Raw genomic sequence first — 24,276 nt, 5'->3', positions numbered from 1 at the left:
ACCTTACAAACGATATCGTTTGACAGCGGTGACATCGATGTCCAGACCGAGCCCGGGCGCTTCTCCCAGGTGCAGATATCCATCTCGCGGCCAGGGGACTTCCCGGAACATGGCGATGGACCATGGCATGTATTCCACCGTCCGGCCGTTTGGAATCGCGGCGACGAGATGAAGTTGCACCTCGGGCGCGAGGTGGCTCACGACCGGCTTGCCGTGAACCTGCGCCAGTTCCGCGATGGCGAGCCACGGCGTTATTCCCCCTGCGCGAAACGGATCGATCATCACGTAGTCCGGCGGCGCGGCATTCAAGAGTTGGTCGAAGCCGTTGAGCCGATAGATGAATTCGCCGGTCGCGACCGGGACGGGCTGCCCGCCGTTCACCGCCACCTGCCCGCGCAGGTCGTCATGGGCGATCGGATCCTCGAGCCAGCAAAGCTTGAATTCAGCCATCGCATGGCCCATTTCGATCGCCTGCTGGACAGTCCAGCGCTGGTTGACGTCGCACATCAGTTCGACATCCTCGCCGAGCGCCTCTCGAACCCGACGAATTCGATCCACCTCCCTGTCCCGATCGTAAGCGCCAGGCAGGGCAAGCTGCATCTTGACCTGCCGGTGGCCGTCGTCGGTCAGGCGACGGCATGCCCGCAGGACTATGTCGAGATCGAAATCCCGCATCATGGCTCCGCTGGCATAAGCCGGCACCGGTGTGCCCTTCGCCCCAAGCAATCGCCATAGCGGCTGTCCCGCCACCTTGCCCTTGATATCCCACAAAGCGATATCGAGAGCCGCCTGAGCAAGCGTGAAAATACCCGCTGGGCCAGAGCCGCCCGCGAGGGCGCTGATCTTTTCGAATAGTGGCGCAGGATCAAGCGGGTCATGCCCGAGGCACATTTCCGCCATGTCTTCCACGGCCACTTTCAATGCGCGAGAAAGACCCGCGCCAAGGAAGGTGAAACCGATACCCTCCACGCCTTCGTCGGTACGCAGCAGAAGCAGCACCGTGGGCCTGCTCGCGTTCGGTCTGGATGGTCCGCCCGCGAGAGGCTCATCGACCGGTAGGCCGAGCAGCAGAACCTCGAAGCCTGTGATCACCATCGGGTGGTCAGTCCACCAAGGAGTGGGTAACGAATTTGGAAACCAGATATGGCTCCATCGCTTCCGAGCCGCCCTCGGACCCGTAGCCGCTGTCCTTCACGCCGCCGAACGGCGTCTCCGGAAGACCTAGGCCATGATGGTTGATCGAAACCATCCCGCTCTCCACCGCATCGCTCACCATGGCTGCCGTGCGTGCGGAACGCGTGTAGGCATAGGCGGCCAGCCCATAGGGAAGCCTGTTCGCCTCTTCGACCATGCTGTCGAAATCGGCGAAGCGCTGCAGCGTCATGATCGGACCAAAGGGCTCCTCGTTCATGATCCTTGCCGGCTGCGGAACGTCCTCCAGGATCGTCGGCTCGAAGAAATTTCCCTGGTTGCCGATTCGGCGGCCGCCTGTGGCGACGGAAGCATTACGGTCCGTGGCATCCTGCACGAAAGCCTCCATCGCCTGCACGCGCCGGGGATTGGCCAGAGGCCCCATGTCCGTGCCGGGGTCGGAGCCATTGCCGGTCTTCAGCCGGGCCGCTCGCTCGACGAGCTTGGACTTGAACTCACCGTAAACCTTGTCCTGGATCAGGATGCGCGCGGGCGAGGTGCAGACCTGGCCGGCATTCCGGAACTTGAACGCCGTGAGCAGGTCGGCGGCACGCTCGAGATTGGCGTCCTCGAACACGAGCGTGGGCGAATGTCCGCCGAGTTCCATCGTGGCGCGTTTCATGTGCGCACCGGCCATGGCGGCGAGTTGCTTGCCGACGACGGTCGATCCCGTGAAGGAAATCTTACGGATGGCTGGATGGGGGATGAGAAACGACGATATTTCGCTCGGCACGCCATAGACCAGATTGAGGACGCCGGCGGGAATACCCGCGTCATGCAGGGCGCCGACGATCCGGGCAAGCGCTTCGGGGGCTTCTTCCGGTCCCTTCAGGATCACGGAACAGCCACTGGCAAGCGCTGCGCCGATCTTGCGGGCAGCCTGTGCGAGAGGAAAGTTCCACGGGCTGAACGATGCCACCGGACCGACCGGCTCGCGCGTGACGGACAGCCTTACATCCGGAGCCCGAGACGGAATGATCCTGCCATAGACCCTGCGCCCCTCCTCCGCGAACCATTCGAAGATGTCGGCGGAAGATTCCACCTCCTGCCTTGCTTGTACGAGGGGCTTGCCCTGCTCTCGGGTCAGAAGAGGCGCTATGACGGCGCTTCGCTCACGGATCAGCGCCGATGCCTTTCGAAGAAGGCCGCTGCGTTCGACGGCCGATTTCGCCCGCCACAGCCGGAAGCCTCTGTCGGCGGCGCTGCAAGCTTCTTCGAGATCCTTGGAGGTCGCCACGGCCACCGCTCCCGCCGTGGCCCCGGTTGCCGGATCCCAGAAATCGGTAGTCTCGCGCGTCGCGCCGTCGCGCCACATGCCGTCGATATAAAGTTGAACCGTTTCACCCATAATCTGTCAGTCCTTGGTTTGCGGCGCAGCGCTTCCCCAGCACTACTGGATCAGTTTGCTGAGGAGCTTGAATTGGGGCGCGGCGGCCGTCTTCATCATCTCGAACACGACCATTTCGGCCGTGACAATCGCTATACCCGCAGCATTCATTCTGTCGCGGGCGATCTCCTTGCTGGAATCGGCGCGTGAGCCGATGGCGTCCAGCGCAACGAACACCTCGAAGCCTCGACGTTTGAGTTCCAGCGCGGTCTGGAGAACGCAGATGTGAGCTTCCAGGCCGCACAGGATCGCCTGCTTCCGCCCCAAACCCTCGATATGCGCCATGAGGCCCAGGTCGCGCGCACAGGAGAATTCCACCTTGGCAAAGATGGCATCGTCACTGACAAGCTCCGCGAGAGCCGGAACCGTCTTTCCAAGCCCTCTGGGATACTGCTCCGAAACGACCGCGGGAACCTCCATTTCGCTTGCAGCCTTCAAGAGCACGGCGCAGTTGCATTCCACCGCGACATTGTTTGCGACCGCCGGAAGCAGCCGCTCCTGGACGTCAATGACCAGCAGGAATGCGGTCGTGGCTTCCACAAGCATCATCGTTTCCTCATATCAGGCGGCCGAAGCTTCGCCATGAACCGTATTGGCGGCGCGTTCCTTCTTGATCAGATCCGCCATGCGTTCGGCGACCATGATCGTCGGTATATTCGTGTTGGCGCGGGGAATGGACGGCATCACAGATGCATCACATACGCGCAGCCTTCCAACGCCGTAGACACGGCCACCGTTGTCCGTCACTGCCAGCGGATCGTCCTGCCTGCCCATCCGGCAGGTACCCACCGGATGCCAGACCCCCGTCACGCACTCGGTCAAATAGTTGTCGAGGACCGTGTCGTCGGAAAGGATTTCCGCAAGCGTTGCCCCCTCGGTCACGAATTTCCTGACAAGCCACGGCCGCATGGCCGGAAGGGCGTCAAGCATCGAGGCAAAGATCTGCATCACCGCCTGGTTGCGCATACCGGGCACGGAGAAGTGCCGGACCCGATCGGAATAATTGGCGGGGAAAGCTATGCTGGAAATGCCCGAGACGGTTTCGGATTGTGCCAGCGCCGCCACGAAGCGGAATGCCTTTCTCAACCTTTGCATGTCGCGATCGTCAGAAAGCATCCTGAAATCAACGATCGGCTCAGCGTCGACGCTGCCGCTGGCCAATCGCACGCTTCCCTGGGAATAGGATTTGTTGACCCATACATAGAGCGTGCCGATCCGATATCCCATCGCGTGCCAGCCGGAGCGGGCAATTATGGCGAGGCTCATATCGCCGTCGGGACAATCCTCCAGCCCGGACGAGTATCTGAGATGGGCTTGGGTATGATGGCGAAAGGGATTGTGCATGCGGGCGGAGCGGTCGAGCAGGCACGACACCGAGATGACCGGGTGCTCAATCAGGTTGCGCCCGACGCCACGACGATCGGCGATGCCCTTCAAGCCCAGCGCGGCAACTTCGCTCGCCGGCCCGATGCCGCTACGCAAAAGCATTGCGGGGCTGTGTATGGTTCCGCAACTCAACACGGTTTCGCGCGCGGCAACGGTGTGATGCCGGCCTTGGCCGTCCCGCAGGACGGCGCCCGTGGCTTCCTTGCCGTCGAACACGATCCGTTCGACCATCGTCTCCGTCAGCACCGACAAATTGGATCGCGCACGCACGCTCGGCGTCAGATACGCATAGGCGCAGGAAACGCGCTGCCCGTTTTCATCGACTGAAGTCGCCACCGGCATGTAGCCATCGCGCCAGGCGCCGTTCTGGTCGTCGACCAGCCCGTAGCCTTGCCGGCCGAGTTCGCCCGTCACCGCCCGGACGAAGCCTGTCCAGTCATCCGTGGGAAAGCGGCTGATCGCCACCGGGCCATCGGCACCGTGCAGGTCGTCGTGGAAATTCAGGTCGCGTTCGAGCTTGCGGAAATAGGGCAGAACGGACTCCCAATCCCATCCGCCCGCCCCGAGGCGCTCCCATTCATCATAGTCGGATGGCGCGCCCCTGTTGGCGCAGAGACCGTTGATCGTCGAGCCGCCACCCAAAAGCCGCGACTGCTCGTAGCGGGCGATGCGCCCGGCTTCGGGATCGTTTCGCCGGCCGCCGCCCAGGCGCGCCTTCAATTCGGGCCATGTGTAGTCCGGATTGAAATATGCTTTGCCCGGATAGTTGGAAAGCACGTCGTCGGACGCGGTCTCACGGGTCACGTTCTTGCCGGCCTCCACCAGCACGACCGAGACGTTCGGATCCTCGGAGAGCCGGGAAGCCAAGGTACAACCGGCAGAACCGCCACCGATGATCAGGTAGTCGCAAGTTTCGCCGGGCGCGGCGGGATGGCTGCGAGGGGACATCAGCGTTTCTCCTGCCCGGCACCCAAGGCGAGTGGAGACGACGCGCCCTCGCGCACGAAAATCCAGGTTATAGTGCGCTCCTTGAAACGCCAGCGCCCGTCGTCCCCGCACTCGTAAATGTCGTCGTAGTCGGCCACGACCATCGGGTCGGCGGGATGCGGCGGCAGGCCGTCTTTGGCAAAGAGCGTCAGGACGCATGATCCACCCACGCGGCCATCATCGAGAGGCATCAAGCGCAGATTGCTAAAGATGTGTCTCGCCGTGCGCGGCCCATTGTCCTTGCGGAGACTGTAGCTGTTGCGGATTGCCTCTCTGCCAACGCTGCGGCCTCCCGTCGAACGGCCATAGACGCCATCGACGGTAAACAGGTCCGCGACCCGTTCGGACTGATCGTGGTCGATCAGGTAGGCGAACTCCGCGTTCAGGGCCTCGATTTCGAGCCGCAGCAAGAGCAGGTTGCGAAAGTCCATGGCAGTCATTCTAGCCGATCGCTATTACGGTGTTAGAGAGAGTCCCGATTTTTTCGATGGAGACGGAAACCGGCCCCCCCAGTGTGCGCAGATCGACATTCTGCACAGCCCTACCGGTTCCGTTCGCGCGCTGTAGCGCGGTTCCCATTGAGACGATGTCACCCGGCACCATCGTCATGTAGCCGGAGATGAACTCCAGGACTTCGGGGATTTTGTGGGTAAGATTGCGGGTGCTGTCTTCCGTGACGAGCTCGCCCTTATGGTCGCATCTAACCGAAAGCGCATGCGGATCAGGCACCTGGGTTCGCAAGACGATCCAAGGCCCCATGGGGGAGAACGTGTCGCTGCATTTGTAGCGTCCCGAATAGGATACGAAGGTGTCGACATATTCGATCACCGTATCGTCGTCCTTGCGCGGATGGATCGCACGATAGTGAAACGTATCCTCGGCCCGCATGGTGGGAGATGTGATGTCGTTGTGGATTGTATAGCCGAAGACATAATCCATTGCCTCGGCGGCGCGAATGTCCTTTGCCGTCTTGCCAATAACCAGCGCCAGTTCCGGCTCGGGGTGGACACGTCCGTAATGCTCCTTGACCAGAATCGATTCGCCGTGCCCTACCAAAGCGTTCGCGCCTTTCACGAAGATCGCCGGATGGTTCGGACCCGAGAGGATCCGCTCCGAATTGGCGCTGTTGTTGAGCGCGAGGCAACAGATTTTTGACGGCCTGCGGACTGGCGGGTGCCACTGAATGGCCTCCGGAGCTATCGCCGGTATCGCATTGGGATTGGCCGAGAAGGCGTCGTGGACCTTTGCCAGGTCTTGCAGAGCAGCCGGGCCTGCCTCGATCAACGACACCATGTCGCCGCTCCAGGCCGGCGAAGCGCCCGTGAAAGCCTTCAGGGCGTCCGCGAGACTTGCAATCCGACCGTCAGGGCCCTCGGTAACCAGGATATCGGCTCCCGCTGCTTTCACACTTGCGATTTTCAAATCCCGCACCTTTCTCGTTATTGACGGCGCGCCACGAATATTGGCCGCGTTGAATCTGCCTGATGCCCGCCGATGATTTGCCGGGCAAACGCCCGCTTGGAGGTTATTGATGCCCGAATTCAGCAAAGAGACCCTCCAGACGCAAACGACTTGCGCTCCAATTTCGACCACTGAAACTCAAATCGGCAATCCGATCCGCCGCGCACGCCCGTGATAGAAGGAAGCGGAACCATGAGGAGGACGACTTGAAGATCGAAACCGTCGACAGTTTCATGCTTTCCCTGCCGTACCGGACGAGCGGAGGTTTTCACTATATTGCCGGCCGGCCGTCGAATGCGCTTGCGATGCTGCTGGTCCGAATCAGGACCACGGATGGGTTGACGGGATGGGGCGAAGCCTTTGGCCACGCCGGCGCGGTCGCGACAAAATCCATGATCGACAGTTTGGTGGCGCCGCTGCTGGTGGGCGAAGACGCGCGCGACATCGGCACACTGATGGAGAGCGTCCGCCGCAAGATCCATTTGTTTGGGCTCAGCGGACCGGCGGTCTACGCCATTTCAGGCATCGACATCGCCCTGTGGGACCTCCGCGGTAAACGAGAGGGCAAATCAGTGTCCGACCTTCTCGGGAAGAGGCGCCATGAATTGCCGGTCTATGCAAGTTTCCTGCGGTGTTCGTCGGACGAGGCCTTGGAGAAAACCTGTTCCAGCGCGCTGGGCGAAGGCTATGGAACCGTCAAGCTGCATGAGATCACCCTTGAACGGATACGGCTGGCTCGGCGCAGCCTCGGCGAACCGACCGCGTTGGCGGTCGATACGAACTGCCCGTGGAGCGTCGAACAGTCGAAGGAAGTGCTTGCGGCGGTCCGCGACCTGAACCTGCGATGGATAGAGGAACCCGTATGGCCGCCGGACGACTATGCCGGGCTTGCGCGCTTGCGCGGGGCCGGGACGCCGATTTCCGCCGGAGAGAACACGGCATCCATCGACGATTTTGAACGGCTCCTCGCCGCCAAAGCGGTGGATATCCTGCAACCCAGCGTCTGCAAGGTTGGCGGCATCACCGAAATGCTCAAAATACTGACGATGGCGGATAAGTATGGCGTCGAAGCGATCCCCCATTGCGGATACATGGGTTCCGGTTATCTCGCCAACCTGCACATCGTCGCATCGCTACAGCCGGAAATTCCGGTGGAACGCCTCTATGTCGAGTTGGAGGAATCTCCCTTCCCCATGATGCCCGTGGTCGCTCACGGACATACGGTTGTTCCCGCCGGCCCAGGACTGGGTTGTGACCCGGATATGAGGATTGTTGAAAAATGGCAGGCCACATAAGCTGTTTTCCCATGCCACTGGTAACCCCACAGCCACAGGAAACCGACGAAGAGTCTCCCAGCTCTTCGAAGCGGCGCAGCTACGCGGATGTGAGCCTGGTGCAGCGAACGCTTGCGGTGCTAGAATGCGCCAACCGGCTTGAATTGATCACGGTGCAACGGATCAGCGACGAATGCGCGATCCCGCCCAGCAGCGTCGTACGCATCCTCGAAACGCTTTGCGCGGAAGGTTATTTTGAACATGTTTCGCGGCGGGGCGGATATTCGCTCACCTCCAAGGTCAAGGCGCTCAGCGCGGGCTATCACAGCAAATCACTGATCGTCGAGGTCGTGAAGCCTGCCGTGGACGCCCTGACGAAGGAATATCTCTGGCCCTTTGCCGCGGCGACGCTCGAGCACAATGCGATGGTTGTCCAATACTCCTCGATTCCGCTTAGTCCGCTGGCACATGTGCGAAGCACACTGCACAAGCGCGCCTCCCTGATCAGTCGGGCTCACGGGCTCGCCTACATGGCATTCTGCAGCAGCCGCGAAAGAACCCTGCTCCTGAGGCTCGCACTGGAGCGCGACTTCGAAGAAGACAAGATCGTCAGCACCAACTATCAGTGGCGCAAAGCGCTGCGAATGACGCGCAAGACAGGATATGCAAGTCGACTTTCGAGGGCCGATCCTTTCACGAATTCATTGGCGGTGCCAATCGTGGTCGAGCCCGGGCACGTCGTTGCCACTATCGGTGTAACCTACTTTCGAAGGGTCGTTAAACGTTCGCAGATCACGGTCATGGCCGATGCGCTTCGTGCGGAAGCTTCATCCGCCGCCGACGCGATAAGGCGCAGAATGTAGCCTTTCCGAAAGACCGATCGAACGCATCCCGTGTCTTACCTGCACGCTGGGGCTGAACCGCCGAATGCTCAACGCGGCTGGTGCTCCGGTGGATGACCGGAGCCTCGGATGCTCCAGTTTCATTCGCTGAAAGTGACGATAGTGCTTATTGCCTCCATCGATAATTTCCGTCTGGCTCGAACGCCTTGTTCGATTCAAGAGCCGAGCCACGCGTCTTCCGGGAATACCGATGATCAAGAAATTGCTTCCTCCACGCTTCGCCACGGATACCGAGCACGCCGTCGTTTACCGGCGTGAAAACGAGTTCGCGAGCCACCCCTTTTCCCGCGGCTTCTGGGAAACCGCGGCGGGCCATCTCATCTGCAATTTTTCGGTTGCCGCCGCCGATTATTCCGGAGACCCCCGCGGCCTCGCCCACCACAATCTGATCAAGAATCCGGGCGGCAGGCGTGGCGTCACGATTCGATCGGAGGATCGGGGCCGGACATGGCATATTTGGAACGAGGACAGGAACCGCCCCGGGATGGACGTTAGATGCCCGCAGCCGGGGATAGACGGGAAGCCCGGCGGCTTGGCGGAAATCGGGCCGATCGACTTCACCGACACAGATGTCCTCGTCTCGAATTTTTATTACCAGTACACACGGGAAGATCCACAAATCAGGGATTTCGTGCCGACCCTGACCACCGCTTTCGGCCCCCCGGACAACCAAGTCTTTTTCCGCATTTCAAAAGACGCTGGCCAGACATGGTCGCGCTCGGCGATGCTGCCGCTCGACGGCCTCTATTCGCTAAGTGCCGTGGAATCCTCATTGGTCCGACCCGATGGACGATGTCTGCTCTTCCTGACGGGCGGCGAGACCCGCGAAGGACAGCACAACCGGTTCCCTGCCGGGCCCGAACACGGCGCGCCCAACCGGCCACTTGTCTACCGCAGTACTGAAGATGGCGCCGAGTTCCGCTTTCTCTCCTTCATAACCCCGCGAGACGATCCCGATTTCAGCGGAATGCAGCGAATGTATCCGCGCGGCATCATGTTGCCGAGCGGCAGAATCTTCTGCACGTTGCGTGTCGATCGGAACTGGTCAGGCGACATGTGGACCGAAGCTTTCAAGAGCGACGATGGCGGGCAGACCTGGCAGTTCCTTTCGCGAGTCAACGATTTCGGGGCGCCAGGCTCCCCTGTGCTGCTGAACGACGGGCGCCTGGTGGTCGTCTACACCCACCGGCTGCCGCCCTATGGCATGCGCGCCATTGTCAGCGAGGACGAGGGAGAGACATGGGGTCCGGAAATCATCATCCGTGGCGATGGCGGCAGTTGGGATATCGGCTATCCGCGCGCTTGGGAGGTTGAGCCGGGCAGGGTTGGAACGGTTTACCACTACAACGATGTTAACGATCCCATCCAGGTAAAGCCGGTCGACACTCTTTGGGGTGCCGGCGGCGTGCGCTACATAGCCCGCAGCATCTTCTCGGTGGATTGATCGTGCAAGGTCGGCCCGCCGCACTTTCGGCAGCCATTGACGATCGACAACCATGACGAGGCCACTGCGGCGTGGCCGCCAAAATCGTCGCCACCGATCGCCGATATAATTTCGCTTGATGAAATTATAGACAGTCCGCATTGCTATCCGGCCCTGCGAGGAAGTATTCGACCCTGCAAGCAGCGGCCGGGTACGCGGACAGGCGGGCTACTGGAACCTAGCCTCAAGCGGCTGATCTGTCTCGAGTTCGTTCGGCTGAGACTCGTAATTCCTTAATATTCTAATGCCTTGGGAGGGGTAATGAGTTCGAGCAACAATGCGTCCAACCCGGAAGAAGCAGGCACCGGCAAACCGGCGTTGGCCGGCATCAGGATCGTGGATCTGACGCAATTTGAGGCGGGAACGTCTTGCACCGAAACCCTGGCCTGGCTTGGCGCGGACGTCATCAAGGTGGAGCCGCCGAAGCGCGGAGAACAGGGTCGCGGCGCGACCACCGACAAGCTCGGCTCCGACTCCCCCTATTTCCTTCTGCTCAATGCAAACAAGCGTAGCGTGACATGCAATTTGAAGACGGAAGAAGGCCGTAAGCTGATCGAGAAGCTGATCGCGCAGGCCGACATCTTCATCGAGAATTTCGCGCCCGGCGCGATCGAGCGGCTTGGCTTCGACTATGAACACGTGCGCTCGATAAACCCGCGTATCATCTATGCGCAGATCAAGGGGTTTGCACCGACGGGTCGGTTCAGGAACTTCCTCGCATTCGATCCGATAGCCCAGGCCGCGGGTGGGGCATTGTCGATCACGGGTGAAGACGGCGGCCGCCCTTTGAAGCCAGGGCCGAACATCGGTGATACCGGAGCGGGGCTTCACTGCGCGATCGGCATTCTGGCCGCGCTGCATCAACGTCACACAACCAATAAGGGCCAGCGCATCGAAGTCACGATGCAGGACGCCGTCATCAATTTCGGCCGCATCGCCTATGCGGCGCAATATATGTTCGGCGCCCCCGCGCCACGGTGCGGCAACCAGAGCATCATCGCCGGTACGTCGCCGAGCGAGGTTTATCCCTGCAAGGGCGGCGGGCCCAACGATTACTGCTATGTCTACACGACTCGCGCCAGCAATGCCCATTGGCATCGCCTGCTGGAAGTCGTGGACCGCAATGATCTCCTGGACGATCCGCGTTTCATCGACGCCAAATCCCGTGCGGCCAATTTCCGCAGCGTGGACGAAGTCATAACGGCCTGGACCGTCCAGCATGACAAACACACCGTCATGCAGCTTATCGGCGACGCCGGAATCCCGGTCAGTGCCACCTTCGACACCGTCGAGCTTTCGCAAGATCCAGACCTGCGCGAGCGAGGCACGTTCGTTACGGTCGATCATCCAGTGCGTGGCGAATTTGTTCTCCCCGGAGCCATGATCAAGCTATCGGCCAGCCACGTGCCGGTGAAACCCGCACCTTTGCTCGGCGCCGACAATATCGAGATCTATCGGGATCTGCTTGGTGTTCCCGAAGATGAAATCGCGCGCCTGCAGGAAGCTGGCGCGATCTAGACAGCTTGATCTAACCACTTCCTGCCCCTGAACAGAAGAAGACGAAAATGGTCCGTGGATATACGTTGTTTGGCGAAGCTCTCGCGAGAGAGGGTGTAGAAACTGGCTTCTACATCATGGGAGGACCGATAAACGATGCGGTCAAGGCTGCCATCAGCGGCGGTGTGCGCATGGTGGATACCCGGCACGAGCAGGCGGCTGCAATGGCCGCGCAGGCCTACGCGCGAGTAAAATGCAAGCCTGGCTTATGCATGGGCGCATCCGGGCCGGGGACGATCAATCTTACCCTGGGCCTCGCCAATGCACTGGTCGACTGCGCGCCCGTCGTCGCCTTCGGAGGAGCAAGCCCAGTTGGGCAGTATCTGCAGGGCTCGTTTCAGGAGGTAGATCAGTTGGCAATCATGCGGCCGGTCACGAAATGGGCCGAACGTGTCTATGACGCTCGACGTATTCCGGAGTACGTCAACATTGCCCTCCGGCGCGCCATGGCCGGCAAGCCAGGCCCGGTTTATATCGATCTACCCGGAGACGTGCTTTATGCCGAAGTGGACGAGGCCGAAGTTGTATGGCCCAAGACGCCGGCAAGTGCGGCACGCAGCAGACCGGCTGCCGACGCGGCTACGTTGTCCAAGGTCGCCGACGCGCTTGCAAAGGCAAAACGCCCTGTCATCGTGACAGGCAGCGGCATCCTGTGGTCGCAGGCTTCCGAGCAGCTTGGCGCCTTCGTCGATGCGACCGGCATTCCATTCTACACCACGCCTCAGGGCCGCGGCGTGATCCCTGAAGACCATCCTTACTTCTACGCTCACGCGCGCTCCACAGCCTTCAAAGAAGCCGACCTCGTGTTGATTGTCGGTACTCGCCTCAACTACGTCATTTCTCACGCCCGCCCGCCACGTTTCTCGGAAACCGCGACGATCGTTCAGATCGACACGGACGCCGATGCCGTCGGAGCAAGCGACCGGGTCGATATCGGCATCGTGGCGGATGCCGCCGCGGTGCTGGAACAACTCCGCGACGCCGTGAAGTCGTCGCTCACGCCGGACGGGTTCGCAGAATGGCGGGAGCAACTTGCCACGGTGGAGCTCAAGCGGGCGCCGAAGCACGAGGACGCCATCGCTACCGACCAGACGCCTGTTCATCCCCTCCGGCTTTGCAAGGAGGTTCGCGATTTCATCGACCGGGACGCCATACTGGTTGTGGACGGCCAGGAGATTCTCAATTTCGGCCGTCAGACAATTCCAACCTACCGGCCAGGCCACAGGCTGAACTCGGGGCCGTTCGGCACCATGGGCGTGGGCATGCCCTTCGGCGTGGGCGCCAAGGCCGCGCGACCCGACGCTCAAGTCGTGGTGCTGCACGGCGACGGCTCGTTTGGCCTCAATGCGATGGAACTCGATACAGCGGCCCGGCATGGCCTGCCGCTCCTCGTCGTCATCAGCCTGAACGGAGGGTGGACAGCCGATCCTACAAAGGTCAAGCCTGGCCGGGATCTCGGTTACACGCGTTTCGACAAGATGGCCGAATCCCTTGGTTGCTATGGCGAATATGTGGAGCGTCCAGAAGACATCAGGCCGGCTCTCGAACGTGGCGCCGCGGCAGTCTCGAAGGGGCAAACCGCCGTCATCAACGTCGTGACTGACTGGCGTGCGCAGTCCACCACCGCGAGTTTCACCGCTTATCGAACCTGAGGGGGTTCAGGTGGACCAGGCGCGCCCGCGCTGCTCGTCGGACCACAGCGAAATGGCGCACCGTCGCCATCACCGACGCATCGACCACGGAAGTAAAGTGCAGAAACGTGGGAGGGGCTGTCCAGCTCGGAAGCAGAAAACGTTCAAAAGTGGAGGAGACTATGGGCTCGAACGACAAGACTGAAATCGACGCGATCAACCGCAGCCGGCCAACCCGGCGTAGCGTGATACTTGGATCGGCGGCGGCGCTGGCGCTCTTTTCCTCGGCAGGCGCGCTTGCCGAGCAATGGCCGTCCCGGCCGATCGAACTGATCGTTCCGTTTGCGCCGGGAGGCGGCACCGATCTTCTGGCGCGGGCGCTGGCGGATGAACTTTCAAAGCAGTTTGACGTGCCCGTGCAAGTCGTCAATCGCGCGGGCGGTGGCGGCGTTGTCGGCTTCGAGGACATCAGGGCGGCAAAACCCGATGGCTATACGCTCGGCATTCTCACGGCGCAGTTGATCACGGCGAACCTGCGTGGCGTGATGAAAACGTCCTACAAGGACTTCGCGCCCGTGGCGATGCTGACGATTGACTATGCCGGCCTGAGCGTCCAGACCAATTCCAAGTGGAAGACGCTGCCCGAGTTTCTGGACGCCGCAAAGGCCGATCCAGGCTCGATAACGGTTGGCAACGGCAGCCAGGGCGGCAGCTTCCATATGCTTGCCCGCAATCTGGAGGAAGCCGCGGGCGTGAAGTTCAAGCACGTGCCGTTCGATGGAGGACCGGCAGCCATCGTTCAGTTGCTTGGCGGACATATCGACAGCACCGTCAACGGTGTCACCGAGACGTTGCCCTATATCCAATCGGGACAGCTACGCATGCTCGCCGTGGCGGGAACGAAGCGATACCCTGAGCTTCCCGATGTGGCGACGTCGGCCGAACTGGGCTATCCGCTCGATATCGCCACCTGGCGAGGTGTGGGAATGCCGAAGGACACGCCTGCCGAAATTGTTTCCAAGGTCTCCGACGCGGTTGCAAGCGCCGTGAAAAGCGAAGACTTCCTTGATTCAATGAAAAAGATCGGTGCCAACGTCGAATATATGAACTCCCCCGATCTGACAGCGTATCTCGCGAAGCAGGAAGAAGTTTACAAGAAAATATTCTGACATCCAAAAATCGCACATCGTCGATGATTCCAGAGAGTTTCGAAAATGAAACTGAATAAATCGGAATGCGCCGTAGCTGCCTCCATTGTTATTTTTGGCATCGCCATGGCATTTTTCGGGAGTTTCTATGGCGTTGGCTCTCTTGAAAATATGGGAGCCGGGTATTTCCCGGTCCTCCTTGGCATTGTCACTGCGGTTGCCGGCATCGCGGTCTTGCTTGAGGTCCGGCACTCGGACAGTCCAGCGCCCGAAATTCCCTGGCGGGCCTTCATCTGTGTTTTCTCGGCGCTCCTGATCTGGGCTCTCCTGGTCGAGCACATCGGGCTGTTTCCAAGTTCAATGCTGCTCGTGATTCTCGGGTCGCTAGGGCGCAACAAGGTCAGGATGCGAGCCATGATCCTCACCGCGCTCATCGCCTCGGCTGCCTCCGTGGTGATTTTCATCGAGGGGTTCGAGCTTCCCCTGCGCGCTATTGCCTGGTGATGCGATGACGAATTCCCTTGTAAATCTTATGCATGGCTTCGGGCACGCCCTGACGCCTGAGGCTCTTCTATTCTGCCTGATCGGTGTAACGATCGGCACGCTTGTGGGCGTTCTGCCCGGCATCGGCGCGCTAGCCGCAATTTCGCTGAGTCTGCCGTTGACGTATTATGTCGATCCGCTGCTTGCGCTGATCATGTTGTCCGGCATTTTCTATGGAACCCAGTATGGCGGGTCGATCACGGCGATCCTGCTCAACCTCCCCGGTGAGCCGTCAACCGCGATCACTTGCCTTGATGCGCATCCGATGGCCAAGAAAGGTCGCGCGGGAGCCGCTCTGTTCATTACGGCCGGCGCTTCTTTCGTGGGTGGGACGCTTGCGCTCATCCTGCTGGTTTGCTTCACGCCGTTTCTGGCGAGCATCGCGCTGCGCTTTTCCTCGGCCGACTACTTTGCGCTCATTCTCTTCTGCCTGATTGGGGCGTCGATGCTCGGGCTTGGGTCGCCGGTGAAAGGCTTCTCCATGGTCGCGGTAGGACTGCTGCTCGGCATGGTCGGGACGGATGTCACCACAGGGCAGGCACGCTTCACGCTGGGCGTCCCATCCTTGATCGACGGTGTCGATCTCGTAGCAATGATGATGGGGCTGTTCGGGGTGTCGGAGATCATTTCTACCTACCTGCACGAGGACGGCGCTTCAAAGCCCGAGCGGGTAACGCTCCGCTCACTCATCCCGACACGCCAGGAGGTGCGGGAGGCGACGATGCCGACCCTGCGGGGTTCGGTTCTGGGTTCCGTGATCGGACTGCTGCCTGGCATGGGCGCCACTTTGGGAACCTTCATCGCCTACTCGATCGAGAAGCGCATTTCCCGCGATCCGTCTAAATTCGGCACCGGCGCGATCGAAGGGATCGCTTCGCCCGAGGCCTGCAACAATGCGACGGTCCAGGCCTCGTTCATCCCCATGCTCGGCATCGGAATCCCGAGCGGCGCGGTCATGGCGGTGCTGATGGGCGCGATGATGATTCATGGAATCCAGCCCGGACCGCTGATGATGGTGCAGCATGCGGATATTTTCTGGGGGGTGGTCGCCAGCATGTGGGTTGGAAACGTGATGCTGCTGGTCCTGAACATTCCGCTCATCGGCATATGGGTTAGACTGCTTTCGGTGCCTTCGCACATCCTGAGCCCCATCGTTCTGCTGGTGATGTGTATCGGTGTCTACAGCGTCAACAACAACGTCTTCGACATCTACACGATGATGATATTCGGAATCCTGGGCTACATATGCTCTTCCTTCGGGTATTCGCCGGCGCTTCTCATACTGGGGGTCATATTGTCCCCCATCCTGGAGGAGCATTTCCGACGCGCCCTGCTGATTTCGGATGGAGATTATTTCGTCTTCCTGCAGGAGCCGATCAGCGGCACGTTCATCGTTCTGAGCCTTATGATTGTTGCCCTTTCGATGCGCGGCGGCGCATCGGCGCTGATCCTGAAAAGGCGCAATGCCCGGATCATCGATGAGTAGTCGCGCCTTTTGCGACGCCTGCTGGATCGCAGGAAAGGCAGGAGACGAACGATTGTCGGGAGCCAGATATTAGTAAAGCCGTTGTTCGTGATGGTGGCGCCGAACGGTGCGCGCCGGACCAAGGCCGACCACCCGGCGCTCCCGATTTCAGCCGATGAACTGGCAAGCACTGCCGTCGAATGCCGTGCGGCAGGCGCCGCAGCCATGCACCTTCATATACGAGACCCGTTCGGCAGGCATAGTCTCGACGTCTCCGGATACGCCGAGGCCGTGCGGATGGTTTCGACGGCGGTCCCCCACCTTACGGTACAGGTCACGACAGAAGCGGCGTCCATTTGCACGGTGTGCGATCAAGAGCGGGTCCTTTCGGAGCTCAAACCGCATTATGCATCGGTTTCGATAGCGGAGATCTTGCGTGACGGTGAAGAAAGGGCGATCGAAATCGTCCAGCGCGCCATCGCTTCCGAAATCTCTATCCAGTACATTCTTTATTCGGCCGAAGACATTCGCACCCTCTCCGGCCTGCGCGGGCGGCTCTTCGATGACGATCGGCAGCCCAGTACTCTGCTTGTCGCCGGTCGGTACGGTGTCATCGACGACGCCACCGTGGATATGGTCGACGACCTCTACCGCGTTTTGAGCGCGGAAAGTCTCGCAGCCCAGGGCAAATGGATGGCTTGTGCTTTCGGTCGCGGGGAAATGGCTTGCCTGGAAGCCGTGATCGAAATGGGAGGGCATGTCCGTATGGGATTCGAGAACGCGATAGTCGACGCTCATGGCAAGCTGGCTGTCAGCAATGCGGAGCGTGTCGCGAAAGTAGCGGAAATGGCCGCAACCGCCGGCCGGCCTTTGGCCGATGAACACCTGGCGCCGTCGGTTCTCGGATAAAGACCGCATATAGCGTTGCAGCGGCCGCATGACCGTCTTGCATATTCGACGGCGTCATCAGGCGCACCCTAGAGTTGTCGTAACAGCGCGTCGACGATCCGAGACCGATAGACCCGGCAAAAGCCTTTGCCTTATGATTCACGATCGCGCCGCAGCGGCCGGGACGACCGGCGAAACGCCGTCGTCAATGAACCGATAATACCGATGATGCCTTCGCGGAAGCTCATGACACAGACCACGAAGATCATGCCTTGGATGATCGTCACCCAGGCGCCGAACGGGGCGAGGTAGTATTCCATGGTCGTCACGACCGTCGCACCGATGATCGGACCGAACATTGTTCCGATGCCGCCGACCAGCGTCATCATGACAACTTCGGCCGAGGTGGTGCCGACAACATCGACCAGGGACACCACCTGAAAGACCACCGATTTGAGACTGCCCGCCAAGCCCGAAAGCGCGGCCGACAGGGTAAAGAGAAGGATCTTGTAAAGATTGACGCGATAGCCAAGCGACACCGCGCGATCCTCGTTCTCTCGTATCGCCTTGACAACTTGACCGAACGGCGAATGCACGATCCGGTAGGTGGCGAAAATGGCCGCCGTGACAACGGCCAGGACGATAAAGTAGAGAAGAAGGTCGTTCTCAAGCGGGATCAAACCGAATAGCTTGTTGCGCGGCAGGCCCTGCAAGCCGTCTTCGCCACCTGTAGCTTTAAGCTGATTGCAGATGAAATACACAAGCTCGGACAATGCCAGCGTGATCATTGCAAAATAGACGCCGAGACGCCGGACTGCCAAGGCCCCGAACGCAAGCCCAAGCAGCGCCGCGGATGCAGTCGCCGCCAGAACTGCCAGTTCGGGCGTAAGCCCCCATTCTTTTAGGAGGTAACCGGCAACATAGGCCGCAGCCCCGAAATAGGCCGCATGACCAAATGAAAGAAGTCCTCCATAACCGAGCAGAAGGTTATAGGCGCACGCAAATAGCGCGAAGCAAAGAATCTTCATCGCGAATATGGGATAGACAAAGAATGGAGCAATCACGGCGATGATGGCAAGACCACACCAAGACAATCTCTTGGTCGAGGCTGAAAGTTCGCGCCACCAACGCTCGCCATCTGGGCGCTCCAGATGTGCATCGATCTTCATGCCCCCCATCTTGCCGAACAGTCCTTCCGGACGCGCCACCAGCACCACGATCATCACGACGAAAATGACGACATATGCTGCCTGCGGGTAGAGGTTCTTGGTAAGTCCCTCGATGAGACCAAGCGACAGGCCGGTTATCGCCGCGCCGCCGATCGAGCCCATGCCGCCGATGACTACGACGGCAAACACGACCAAGATGATCTCAACACCCATATTCGGGCTAACCGAGAAAATGGGCGCTGCCAAAACGCCTGCAAGTGCCGCAAGCGCCACTCCTCCGCCATAAGTCAGTGTGATCAGCAGTGGCACATTCACACCGAACGTGCCAACAAGAACCGGATTTTCTGTCGCCGCCCGCAAATAGGAACCGAGCTTGGTTTTCTCGATCGCAAGCCACACGAGGAAGCAGACCGCCAGAGAAAATGCGATGACCCAGCCGCGATAGATGGGCAGAATCATGAAACCGAAATCCCAGATACCGGAAAATTCCGCGGGAATTTCGTACCGAAGGCCGGCGCTGCCAAAATAAACGCGTGCCAGGCCCTGAATGATGAACGCCAGCCCGAAGGTCAGCAAAAGCCCGTAGAGATGGGCCTTATCGTAGAGGTGTCGGATAAGTATCCTTTCAAGCGCGATGCCGAAGGCACCGGCCAGCAGCGGCGCAAGAAGCAGCGACCACCAGTAGCCGAGCCCAAGATAGTTCAGCAGCATCCAGGAAATATACGCGCCCAACATGTACTGCGCCCCGTGGGCGAAGTTAACGATGTTGAGCATACCGAAGATGATCGCGAGCCCAAGGCTCAGCATAGCATAGAATGCTCCGTTGATCAGACCGACGGTCAATTGAGCGAGGAGAGCATCCATTTGCTTTGTCCTTACGGGCAAGGGGCCATCGAGGCATGGAACACCCCGATGGCCGTCGCCTGGATCGGTTTCAATAAAAGGGCTACTTGATCACACAGCCAGCGTCGGTGGCGCTACGAAAAGCCTTGTCGGCGGGAATGCGCGACACCACCTTGAGGAAATCCCAATCGTATTTCGACTCGTCCTCGGTCTTCACTTGGACGAGATAGCGATCAAAGGCCGCCCTGCCGTTTTCAAGGATGTGACCGTTTTCAGAGATCAGACCGTCAATCGGAGCTTCCTTCATCTGCTTCAGGACCGCCTGGGTTTCGTCGGTGCCCGCAGCCTTCACCGCCTCTAGATAATGAGTGACCGCCGCGTAAAGCGCCGCGTGGCTTTCGTTCGGCATCTTCTTCATGCGGTCGAAATATCGATGAGCCCAAGCACGGCTGGACTCGTCCTGGTCCCAGTACCAAGTCTGGATAAACTGCAATCCGGCCAGATTTTTCAGCCCGATAGCCTTGATATCGGTCAGGAACAGGATTGGCGCCGCGATTTTCTGCTTGGCGGCGATGCCGAACTCCGTCGCCTGTTTCATCGACGTGACGAGGTCTGTCCCCGACTGAGCCAACACGATCACATCGGCGCCAGAGGCCCGCGCCGAAAGCAGATAAGATGACATATCCATGGTGTTAAGTGGCACCAATACGCCGCCGACGACTTCGCCACCCGCCGCCTTGATCGCCGCGCGCGACACGTCTTCAAGCTGATGCCCGAAATTGTAGTCCACCGTAATGAAGAAGAAGGTGGTTCCCGGCTTGCCGGATGCAAGGGCGGTCATCAGCGACGCGCTGTTCGACCAGTTTTCGGCGCCCCATTGCTGGCCGTTCGGAGAACAGGCCTTGCCGATGATATCGGACGAGCTTGCCGTTGTATAAAGCGCTATCTTGTCGAGTTCACGCGCGATATCCTGCACGCCGAGAGCGATTGCGGAGGAGGCGAAATCGACAATGACATTGACGTGCTGTTTCTCATACCATTCGCGCGCGATGGCAACGCCGACATCGACCTTGTTTTGATGATCGGCCACGAGAACCTCGATCGGGCGGCCGAGAACGCTTCCTCCAAAATCCTCTACCGCCATGCGCGTGGCGGTTACTGAACCGGGCCCACCGGAGTCAGCGAAGTTGCTGGACTGATCTCCCAGAACTCCAATCCGAATGGGGCCATCGGCCGCCATCGCTGGCGAAGCGGCTAAAGCGCTTCCCACGATAAACGATGCGGCGATCAACGATCGTAACATGAATTTCATTGTATTCCCTCCCTTTTTGCTGTCAGTTTCCGCTGGCCTGAGGCCAGCCATACGGCCTCCATCTAAACTCCAAGATAGGAATGGAGCTTGCCCAGATTGCCTTCTATTTCATCATTGACGAGCATCTCGACGATCGACCCCTCGTGCACGATGTAGTGCCGGTCGGCGACCGTCTGCGCGAACCTAAAATTCTGCTCGACTAAAAGGATGGTGAAGCCGTCCTGCTTCAACCACTCGATGGTCTTGCCGATCTGTTGCACGATGACCGGAGCTAGCCCTTCCGTCGGCTCATCCAGAAGAAGCAGCTTTGCGCCAGTGCGCAGAATGCGCCCAAGTGCAAGCATCTGCTGTTCGCCCCCAGATAGCTTCGTCCCGCGGCTTTTTTTTCTTTCCTCAAGATTGGGAAACAACTCGTAGATCTGCTCGACGGTCAGGCCGCCACGTTTCACTTGCGGTGGCAGAAGGAGGTTTTCCTCGGTAGAAAGGCTTGAGAATATTCCCCGTTCCTCGGGCACATATCCGATGCCCAAACAGGCAATCTTGCGCGAGGGAAGCCCAATCATCTCCACCCCGCCAAACATGACCGACCCTTTAGAATGGGCAAGAATACCCATCAGCGCGCGCATGATAGTGGATTTGCCGGCGCCGTTGCGTCCAAGTAGGGTAACGACTTCACCTGCATGAACATCGAAGTTCACACCATGCAGGACTGAGCCATCGCCATAGCCCCCCTCAAGGCCCCTTACCTGCAAAAGAGCAGGTGGCAGGGAAGCTGAGTCTGCTGCCATATCAGACATGACCGGCCCCGATATATGCCTCGATAACACGCGGATCGGCCGACACCGTGGCATAGTCGCCATGCGACAGGATTGCGCCGCGCGCCAGAACCGTGATGGTGTCCGACAGCGCAGCAACTACCGAGAGATTATGCTCGACCATCAGAATTGTCCGATTTGCCGAAGATGTCCTGATCAGGTCCTCGATTAGTTTGATGTCCCCTTGGCTGACCCCGGCCATCGGTTCGTCCAGCAGCATCAATTCGGGATCGAGCGCCAGCGTGGTCGCAATCTCCAGCGCGCGCTTTCGCCCATAGGGCAGTTCGGCCGCCGCCCTGTCTGCGACGTCGGCCAGATTGACCGCCTCCAGCAGTTCCACGGCTCTTGCGTCAAGCGCATGGAGCGCCTTCTGCGGCCGCCAGAAATCGAAGTTATCGCCACGTTTGCGTTGCAGCGCGACTCGGACATTCTCGAGGACCGTCATATGGCCGAAAACGGCCGAGATTTGAAATGAACGAACCAGGCCCAAACGCGCGACATCTGCGGGGCGCATCCGGGTGATATCGCGCCCGCGGTAGGAAATCGTGCCACGCGAGGGTTGCAGGAATTTTGTAAGAAGATTGAAAAGGGTTGTCTTGCCCGCGCCATTCGGCCCGATCAATGCGTGAACAGAGCCGCGGCGGATATCGAGATCCACCTGATCGACAGCGCGGAAACCAGCAAAGTCTTTTCCAAGTCCCCGAGCCGAAAGTATTATGTCATTATGCATTCAGCGCTCATCACCGGAGATTTATGGGACGCTTTTCAAGCGCATTGCAGCACCGTCGGATTTGCGTCTTTCCGGGACAAGCACAGCGCTCCTAGAACGCCGCGTAACGCTAGCAGCAGCGATCGGCCGATCAATCGATGTTTCCAACAATTTCGCCAAATGAAATTCGCCCTGCGCATCCGTGATTCCCTAGTTGCCACGATGGGGGCCGCACCGACCTGATCGAGCTGATCCAATAATGAGACGGTCTGCTCCCTCATCAGGAAGAAGGAAACGGTGCAGCGGTTGCCTCGGTCCCGTAAAGGCGTCCCCGGACGAGACCAAGTGCTGGTCGCTAGTTTTCTGGCTGGTGGAACCGCAAAACTACAGTTGGGTGCGCCGACGCCAAAACTTAGGCTAGCAGGCTGTTGAAGAAGTCCATTTGTGAGCGACGAAGTCTGCTTCGTCGCCGCGACGAAAGCAGATTTGTCCGTTGATAGAGCCGTCTGGTTGGATTTCAGCCCATCCATTGCCCTGGGCTTCGTCCATTTCGTCATTGCCTTGCCAGGAGAAGGCGACATTGTTGCCGTCACCCGAGCCGAATATCTGGCCGCTGACGCATCCGAAGGCGAATTCGCCAGAGCCATCGTCCGCGAACTCAATGTAGGCGGGGCTCCATCATGTCGCGATAGTCCCCGACATAGTCGGGCATCGCAACGATTCGCCAGCGACCGATGACGCTCATGCCGGCGCTGCCAAAAGCTTGGGCAAGCGGATCAGATTGTAGGCCGCCAGGTTCAAGGTGAAGGCCGCGCCCACACGGGCGCATCCTCGCAGCTTGACCTTGGCCATGCCGGCCGAGGCCTTGATCCAGCCGAACACCTCCTCGATCCGCTTGCGGCAGCGCTGACTGACCGCATAACCGGCGTGGCAGCGCGTGCGGCCATCGATCGCTGTTACGCGAGGCTTGCCGGTTTTGCTCAGATGATCGTCGACGGCGATGTGCGGTATGACCTTGCGCTCGCGCAGTTCCTTGACGAACTGGCGCACATCATAGGCCTTGCCGGCCCCAGTGTGATGCGCCGCCGCGACGATCTGCGGTCCAACATGGCGAGCGCGGCCTCCCGCTCGGCCGTACCTGTCGCATGGGTAATGCCGCCGTCGACAGCCAGCCCATGACGGTTCTCCATCAGCGCATGCCCCATGTAGCAGAGCTTCGCCGGCTGCCCGTCGCCCTTCTTGTAAAGCCGCGCCTGCGGGTCGCTCGTGCTCTGGTGGTGTCGTTGGAGCGCTTCTCCTTATGAAAGCCGCGCTCGGCGTTGCGACCCGCTCCATCCGGGTCGTTGTCGCCCCCGTCCTTGCGGCGGAAGCTCTTGATCGAAGCCCAGGCTTCAATCAGCGTCCCATCCACCGAGAAATGATCCGACGACAACAGCCGCTTCACCCTCGGCTGTGCAAGCACCGCGCGTAGAAACTTTGCCGCGATCTCACCTTCCAACAGCCGATCCCGGTTCTTGATGAAGCTCGAATGATTCCAGGCCGGTTCGTCAACACCAAGCCCCACGAACCAGCGGAATAGAAGATCAAACTCCATCCGCTCCATCAATTGACGCTCCGAGCGGATGCCGTAGAACGCCTGCAACAGCATCGCACGCAACAACCGTTCCGGCGCGATCGACGGGCGGCCGAGCCCAGGCCGATAGAACCCAGCAAAATCTCGATCCATCGCAACGAGAGCCGCGTTCACGATCTCCTCTATCACTCGCAGTGGATGGTCGCGGCGAACTCGCGCTTCAAGGTCGACATACGAAAACAGCGAACCTGTCCGTTGGCCTGAGTCGCGCATCCAAAAATCCCCAAATCAGTGAATCACGACCAAACAGCCGCGCCAGCACTTCTTCAACAGCCTGCTAGGTGTTACCCTGGTGTTACTCCGACATTCGCATGCGAGGCAAATTAATCGCCATCCGGTGATTAAGCCCACAAGAGTTTAGTGGCGCACCCGACATGATTCGAACATGTGGCCTCTGCTTTCGGAGGGCAATGACTAACCTCTGCCTCCAAATTGGAAAGTTTCGGACTAAGCCGCGTGCCTCCGATAGCGGAAGAGTGCTTCTTCGATAGT

20 protein-coding genes and 2 pseudogenes are annotated in these 24,276 nt (G+C 59.7%); 10 read left to right on the top strand and 12 right to left on the bottom strand.

All coding sequences use genetic code 11. From position 1 onward, the window contains the following. Window positions 1–3 precede the first annotated feature (3 nt). Genes FJ951_RS26410 through FJ951_RS26385 form a run of 6 tightly spaced genes read right to left on the bottom strand, consistent with a single transcriptional unit; the run spans window position 4 to window position 6,499 of the window. A complete protein-coding gene (locus tag FJ951_RS26410; protein ID WP_140518041.1) occupies window positions 4–1,095 on the bottom strand; it encodes a mandelate racemase/muconate lactonizing enzyme family protein in 1,092 nt (363 codons plus the stop codon). Window positions 1,096–1,102: 7 nt separating this feature from the next. Further along, complete coding sequence (locus tag FJ951_RS26405) at window positions 1,103–2,539, bottom strand: NAD-dependent succinate-semialdehyde dehydrogenase (protein ID WP_140518040.1); 1,437 nt, start codon at window positions 2,537–2,539, stop codon at window positions 1,103–1,105. Between the two features lie 42 nt (window positions 2,540–2,581). Continuing rightward, complete coding sequence (locus tag FJ951_RS26400) at window positions 2,582–3,124, bottom strand: isochorismatase family protein (protein WP_181172287.1); 543 nt, start codon at window positions 3,122–3,124, stop codon at window positions 2,582–2,584. A 15-nt stretch (window positions 3,125–3,139) separates the two neighbouring features. Further along, on the bottom strand, window positions 3,140–4,912 hold the full coding sequence (locus tag FJ951_RS26395; RefSeq protein ID WP_140518038.1) for a GMC family oxidoreductase N-terminal domain-containing protein: 1,773 nt from the start codon (window positions 4,910–4,912) through the stop codon (window positions 3,140–3,142). After that, the gene (locus tag FJ951_RS26390; RefSeq protein ID WP_140518037.1) at window positions 4,912–5,382 is read right to left on the bottom strand and encodes a nuclear transport factor 2 family protein; all 471 of its coding nucleotides are present in this window, start codon (window positions 5,380–5,382) and stop codon (window positions 4,912–4,914) included. Before FJ951_RS26390 ends, FJ951_RS26395 begins: the two co-directional genes overlap by 1 nt. 10 nt (window positions 5,383–5,392) lie before the next feature. Then, on the bottom strand, window positions 5,393–6,499 hold the full coding sequence (locus FJ951_RS26385) for a fumarylacetoacetate hydrolase family protein (protein ID WP_210239752.1): 1,107 nt from the start codon (window positions 6,497–6,499) through the stop codon (window positions 5,393–5,395). A 119-nt stretch (window positions 6,500–6,618) separates the two neighbouring features. Between FJ951_RS26385 and FJ951_RS26380 the strand changes: the two genes are divergently transcribed. The 9 genes from FJ951_RS26380 to FJ951_RS26340 all read left to right on the top strand — a co-directional run bounded on the left by FJ951_RS26380 (window position 6,619) and on the right by FJ951_RS26340 (window position 17,324). Continuing rightward, the gene (locus tag FJ951_RS26380) at window positions 6,619–7,707 is read left to right on the top strand and encodes a mandelate racemase/muconate lactonizing enzyme family protein (protein WP_140518036.1); all 1,089 of its coding nucleotides are present in this window, start codon (window positions 6,619–6,621) and stop codon (window positions 7,705–7,707) included. Continuing rightward, on the top strand, window positions 7,692–8,549 hold the full coding sequence (locus FJ951_RS26375) for a helix-turn-helix domain-containing protein (protein WP_140518035.1): 858 nt from the start codon (window positions 7,692–7,694) through the stop codon (window positions 8,547–8,549). The genes FJ951_RS26380 and FJ951_RS26375 overlap by 16 nt, the downstream gene beginning before the upstream one ends. A 229-nt stretch (window positions 8,550–8,778) precedes the next feature. Continuing rightward, window positions 8,779–10,032 (top strand): sialidase family protein, encoded by a 1,254-nt coding sequence (locus FJ951_RS26370; protein WP_140518034.1) that lies wholly within the window; start codon window positions 8,779–8,781, stop codon window positions 10,030–10,032. Between the two features lie 357 nt (window positions 10,033–10,389). Then, complete coding sequence (locus tag FJ951_RS26365; RefSeq protein ID WP_181172286.1) at window positions 10,390–11,589, top strand: CoA transferase; 1,200 nt, start codon at window positions 10,390–10,392, stop codon at window positions 11,587–11,589. A 47-nt stretch (window positions 11,590–11,636) separates the two neighbouring features. After that, window positions 11,637–13,280, top strand: coding sequence for a thiamine pyrophosphate-binding protein (locus FJ951_RS26360; RefSeq protein ID WP_140518032.1), 1,644 nt, complete (start codon window positions 11,637–11,639; stop codon window positions 13,278–13,280). A gap of 161 nt (window positions 13,281–13,441) precedes the next feature. Then, window positions 13,442–14,428, top strand: coding sequence for a tripartite tricarboxylate transporter substrate binding protein (locus tag FJ951_RS26355; protein WP_140518031.1), 987 nt, complete (start codon window positions 13,442–13,444; stop codon window positions 14,426–14,428). A gap of 45 nt (window positions 14,429–14,473) precedes the next feature. Next, window positions 14,474–14,911: a tripartite tricarboxylate transporter TctB family protein gene (locus tag FJ951_RS26350; RefSeq protein ID WP_140518030.1), complete on the top strand. Its 438-nt coding sequence runs from the start codon at window positions 14,474–14,476 to the stop codon at window positions 14,909–14,911. Window positions 14,912–14,915: 4 nt separating this feature from the next. Further along, window positions 14,916–16,436 (top strand): tripartite tricarboxylate transporter permease, encoded by a 1,521-nt coding sequence (locus FJ951_RS26345; RefSeq protein WP_210239751.1) that lies wholly within the window; start codon window positions 14,916–14,918, stop codon window positions 16,434–16,436. A 90-nt stretch (window positions 16,437–16,526) separates the two neighbouring features. Then, entirely contained in the window at window positions 16,527–17,324 is a 798-nt protein-coding gene (locus tag FJ951_RS26340; RefSeq protein ID WP_246671787.1) for a 3-keto-5-aminohexanoate cleavage protein, read from the top strand. A gap of 131 nt (window positions 17,325–17,455) precedes the next feature. Here FJ951_RS26340 and FJ951_RS29125 read toward each other — a convergent pair whose 3' ends face one another. The 5 genes and pseudogenes from FJ951_RS29125 to FJ951_RS26320 form a co-directional block, all read right to left on the bottom strand. Further along, window positions 17,456–18,331, bottom strand: coding sequence for a branched-chain amino acid ABC transporter permease (locus FJ951_RS29125; protein WP_348642803.1), 876 nt, complete (start codon window positions 18,329–18,331; stop codon window positions 17,456–17,458). Window positions 18,332–18,481: 150 nt separating this feature from the next. Next, a pseudogene (locus FJ951_RS29120) lies at window positions 18,482–19,336 on the bottom strand (branched-chain amino acid ABC transporter permease); the annotation flags it as partial. An 82-nt stretch (window positions 19,337–19,418) separates the two neighbouring features. Beyond that, the gene (locus FJ951_RS26330; protein ID WP_181172285.1) at window positions 19,419–20,627 is read right to left on the bottom strand and encodes an ABC transporter substrate-binding protein; all 1,209 of its coding nucleotides are present in this window, start codon (window positions 20,625–20,627) and stop codon (window positions 19,419–19,421) included. A gap of 62 nt (window positions 20,628–20,689) precedes the next feature. Continuing rightward, window positions 20,690–21,424: an ABC transporter ATP-binding protein gene (locus FJ951_RS26325; protein ID WP_140518026.1), complete on the bottom strand. Its 735-nt coding sequence runs from the start codon at window positions 21,422–21,424 to the stop codon at window positions 20,690–20,692. Then, complete coding sequence (locus tag FJ951_RS26320; protein ID WP_140518025.1) at window positions 21,417–22,172, bottom strand: ABC transporter ATP-binding protein; 756 nt, start codon at window positions 22,170–22,172, stop codon at window positions 21,417–21,419. Before FJ951_RS26320 ends, FJ951_RS26325 begins: the two co-directional genes overlap by 8 nt. Before the next feature lie 423 nt (window positions 22,173–22,595). On the opposite strand from FJ951_RS26320, the gene FJ951_RS28570 reads away from it, so the two are divergent. Then, on the top strand, window positions 22,596–22,889 hold the full coding sequence (locus FJ951_RS28570) for a hypothetical protein (RefSeq protein ID WP_181172284.1): 294 nt from the start codon (window positions 22,596–22,598) through the stop codon (window positions 22,887–22,889). 3 nt (window positions 22,890–22,892) lie between these two features. Here FJ951_RS28570 and FJ951_RS26310 read toward each other — a convergent pair. Continuing rightward, window positions 22,893–23,997 (bottom strand): annotated as a pseudogene (locus FJ951_RS26310) (IS5 family transposase). Window positions 23,998–24,276 lie beyond the last annotated feature (279 nt).

Source organism: Mesorhizobium sp. B2-2-3 (assembly GCF_006442405.1).
Lineage (GTDB): Bacteria > Pseudomonadota > Alphaproteobacteria > Rhizobiales > Rhizobiaceae > Mesorhizobium.
The sequence above is the reverse complement of the archived record's forward strand: the minus strand, read 5'-3'. Positions and strand labels throughout refer to the sequence as shown.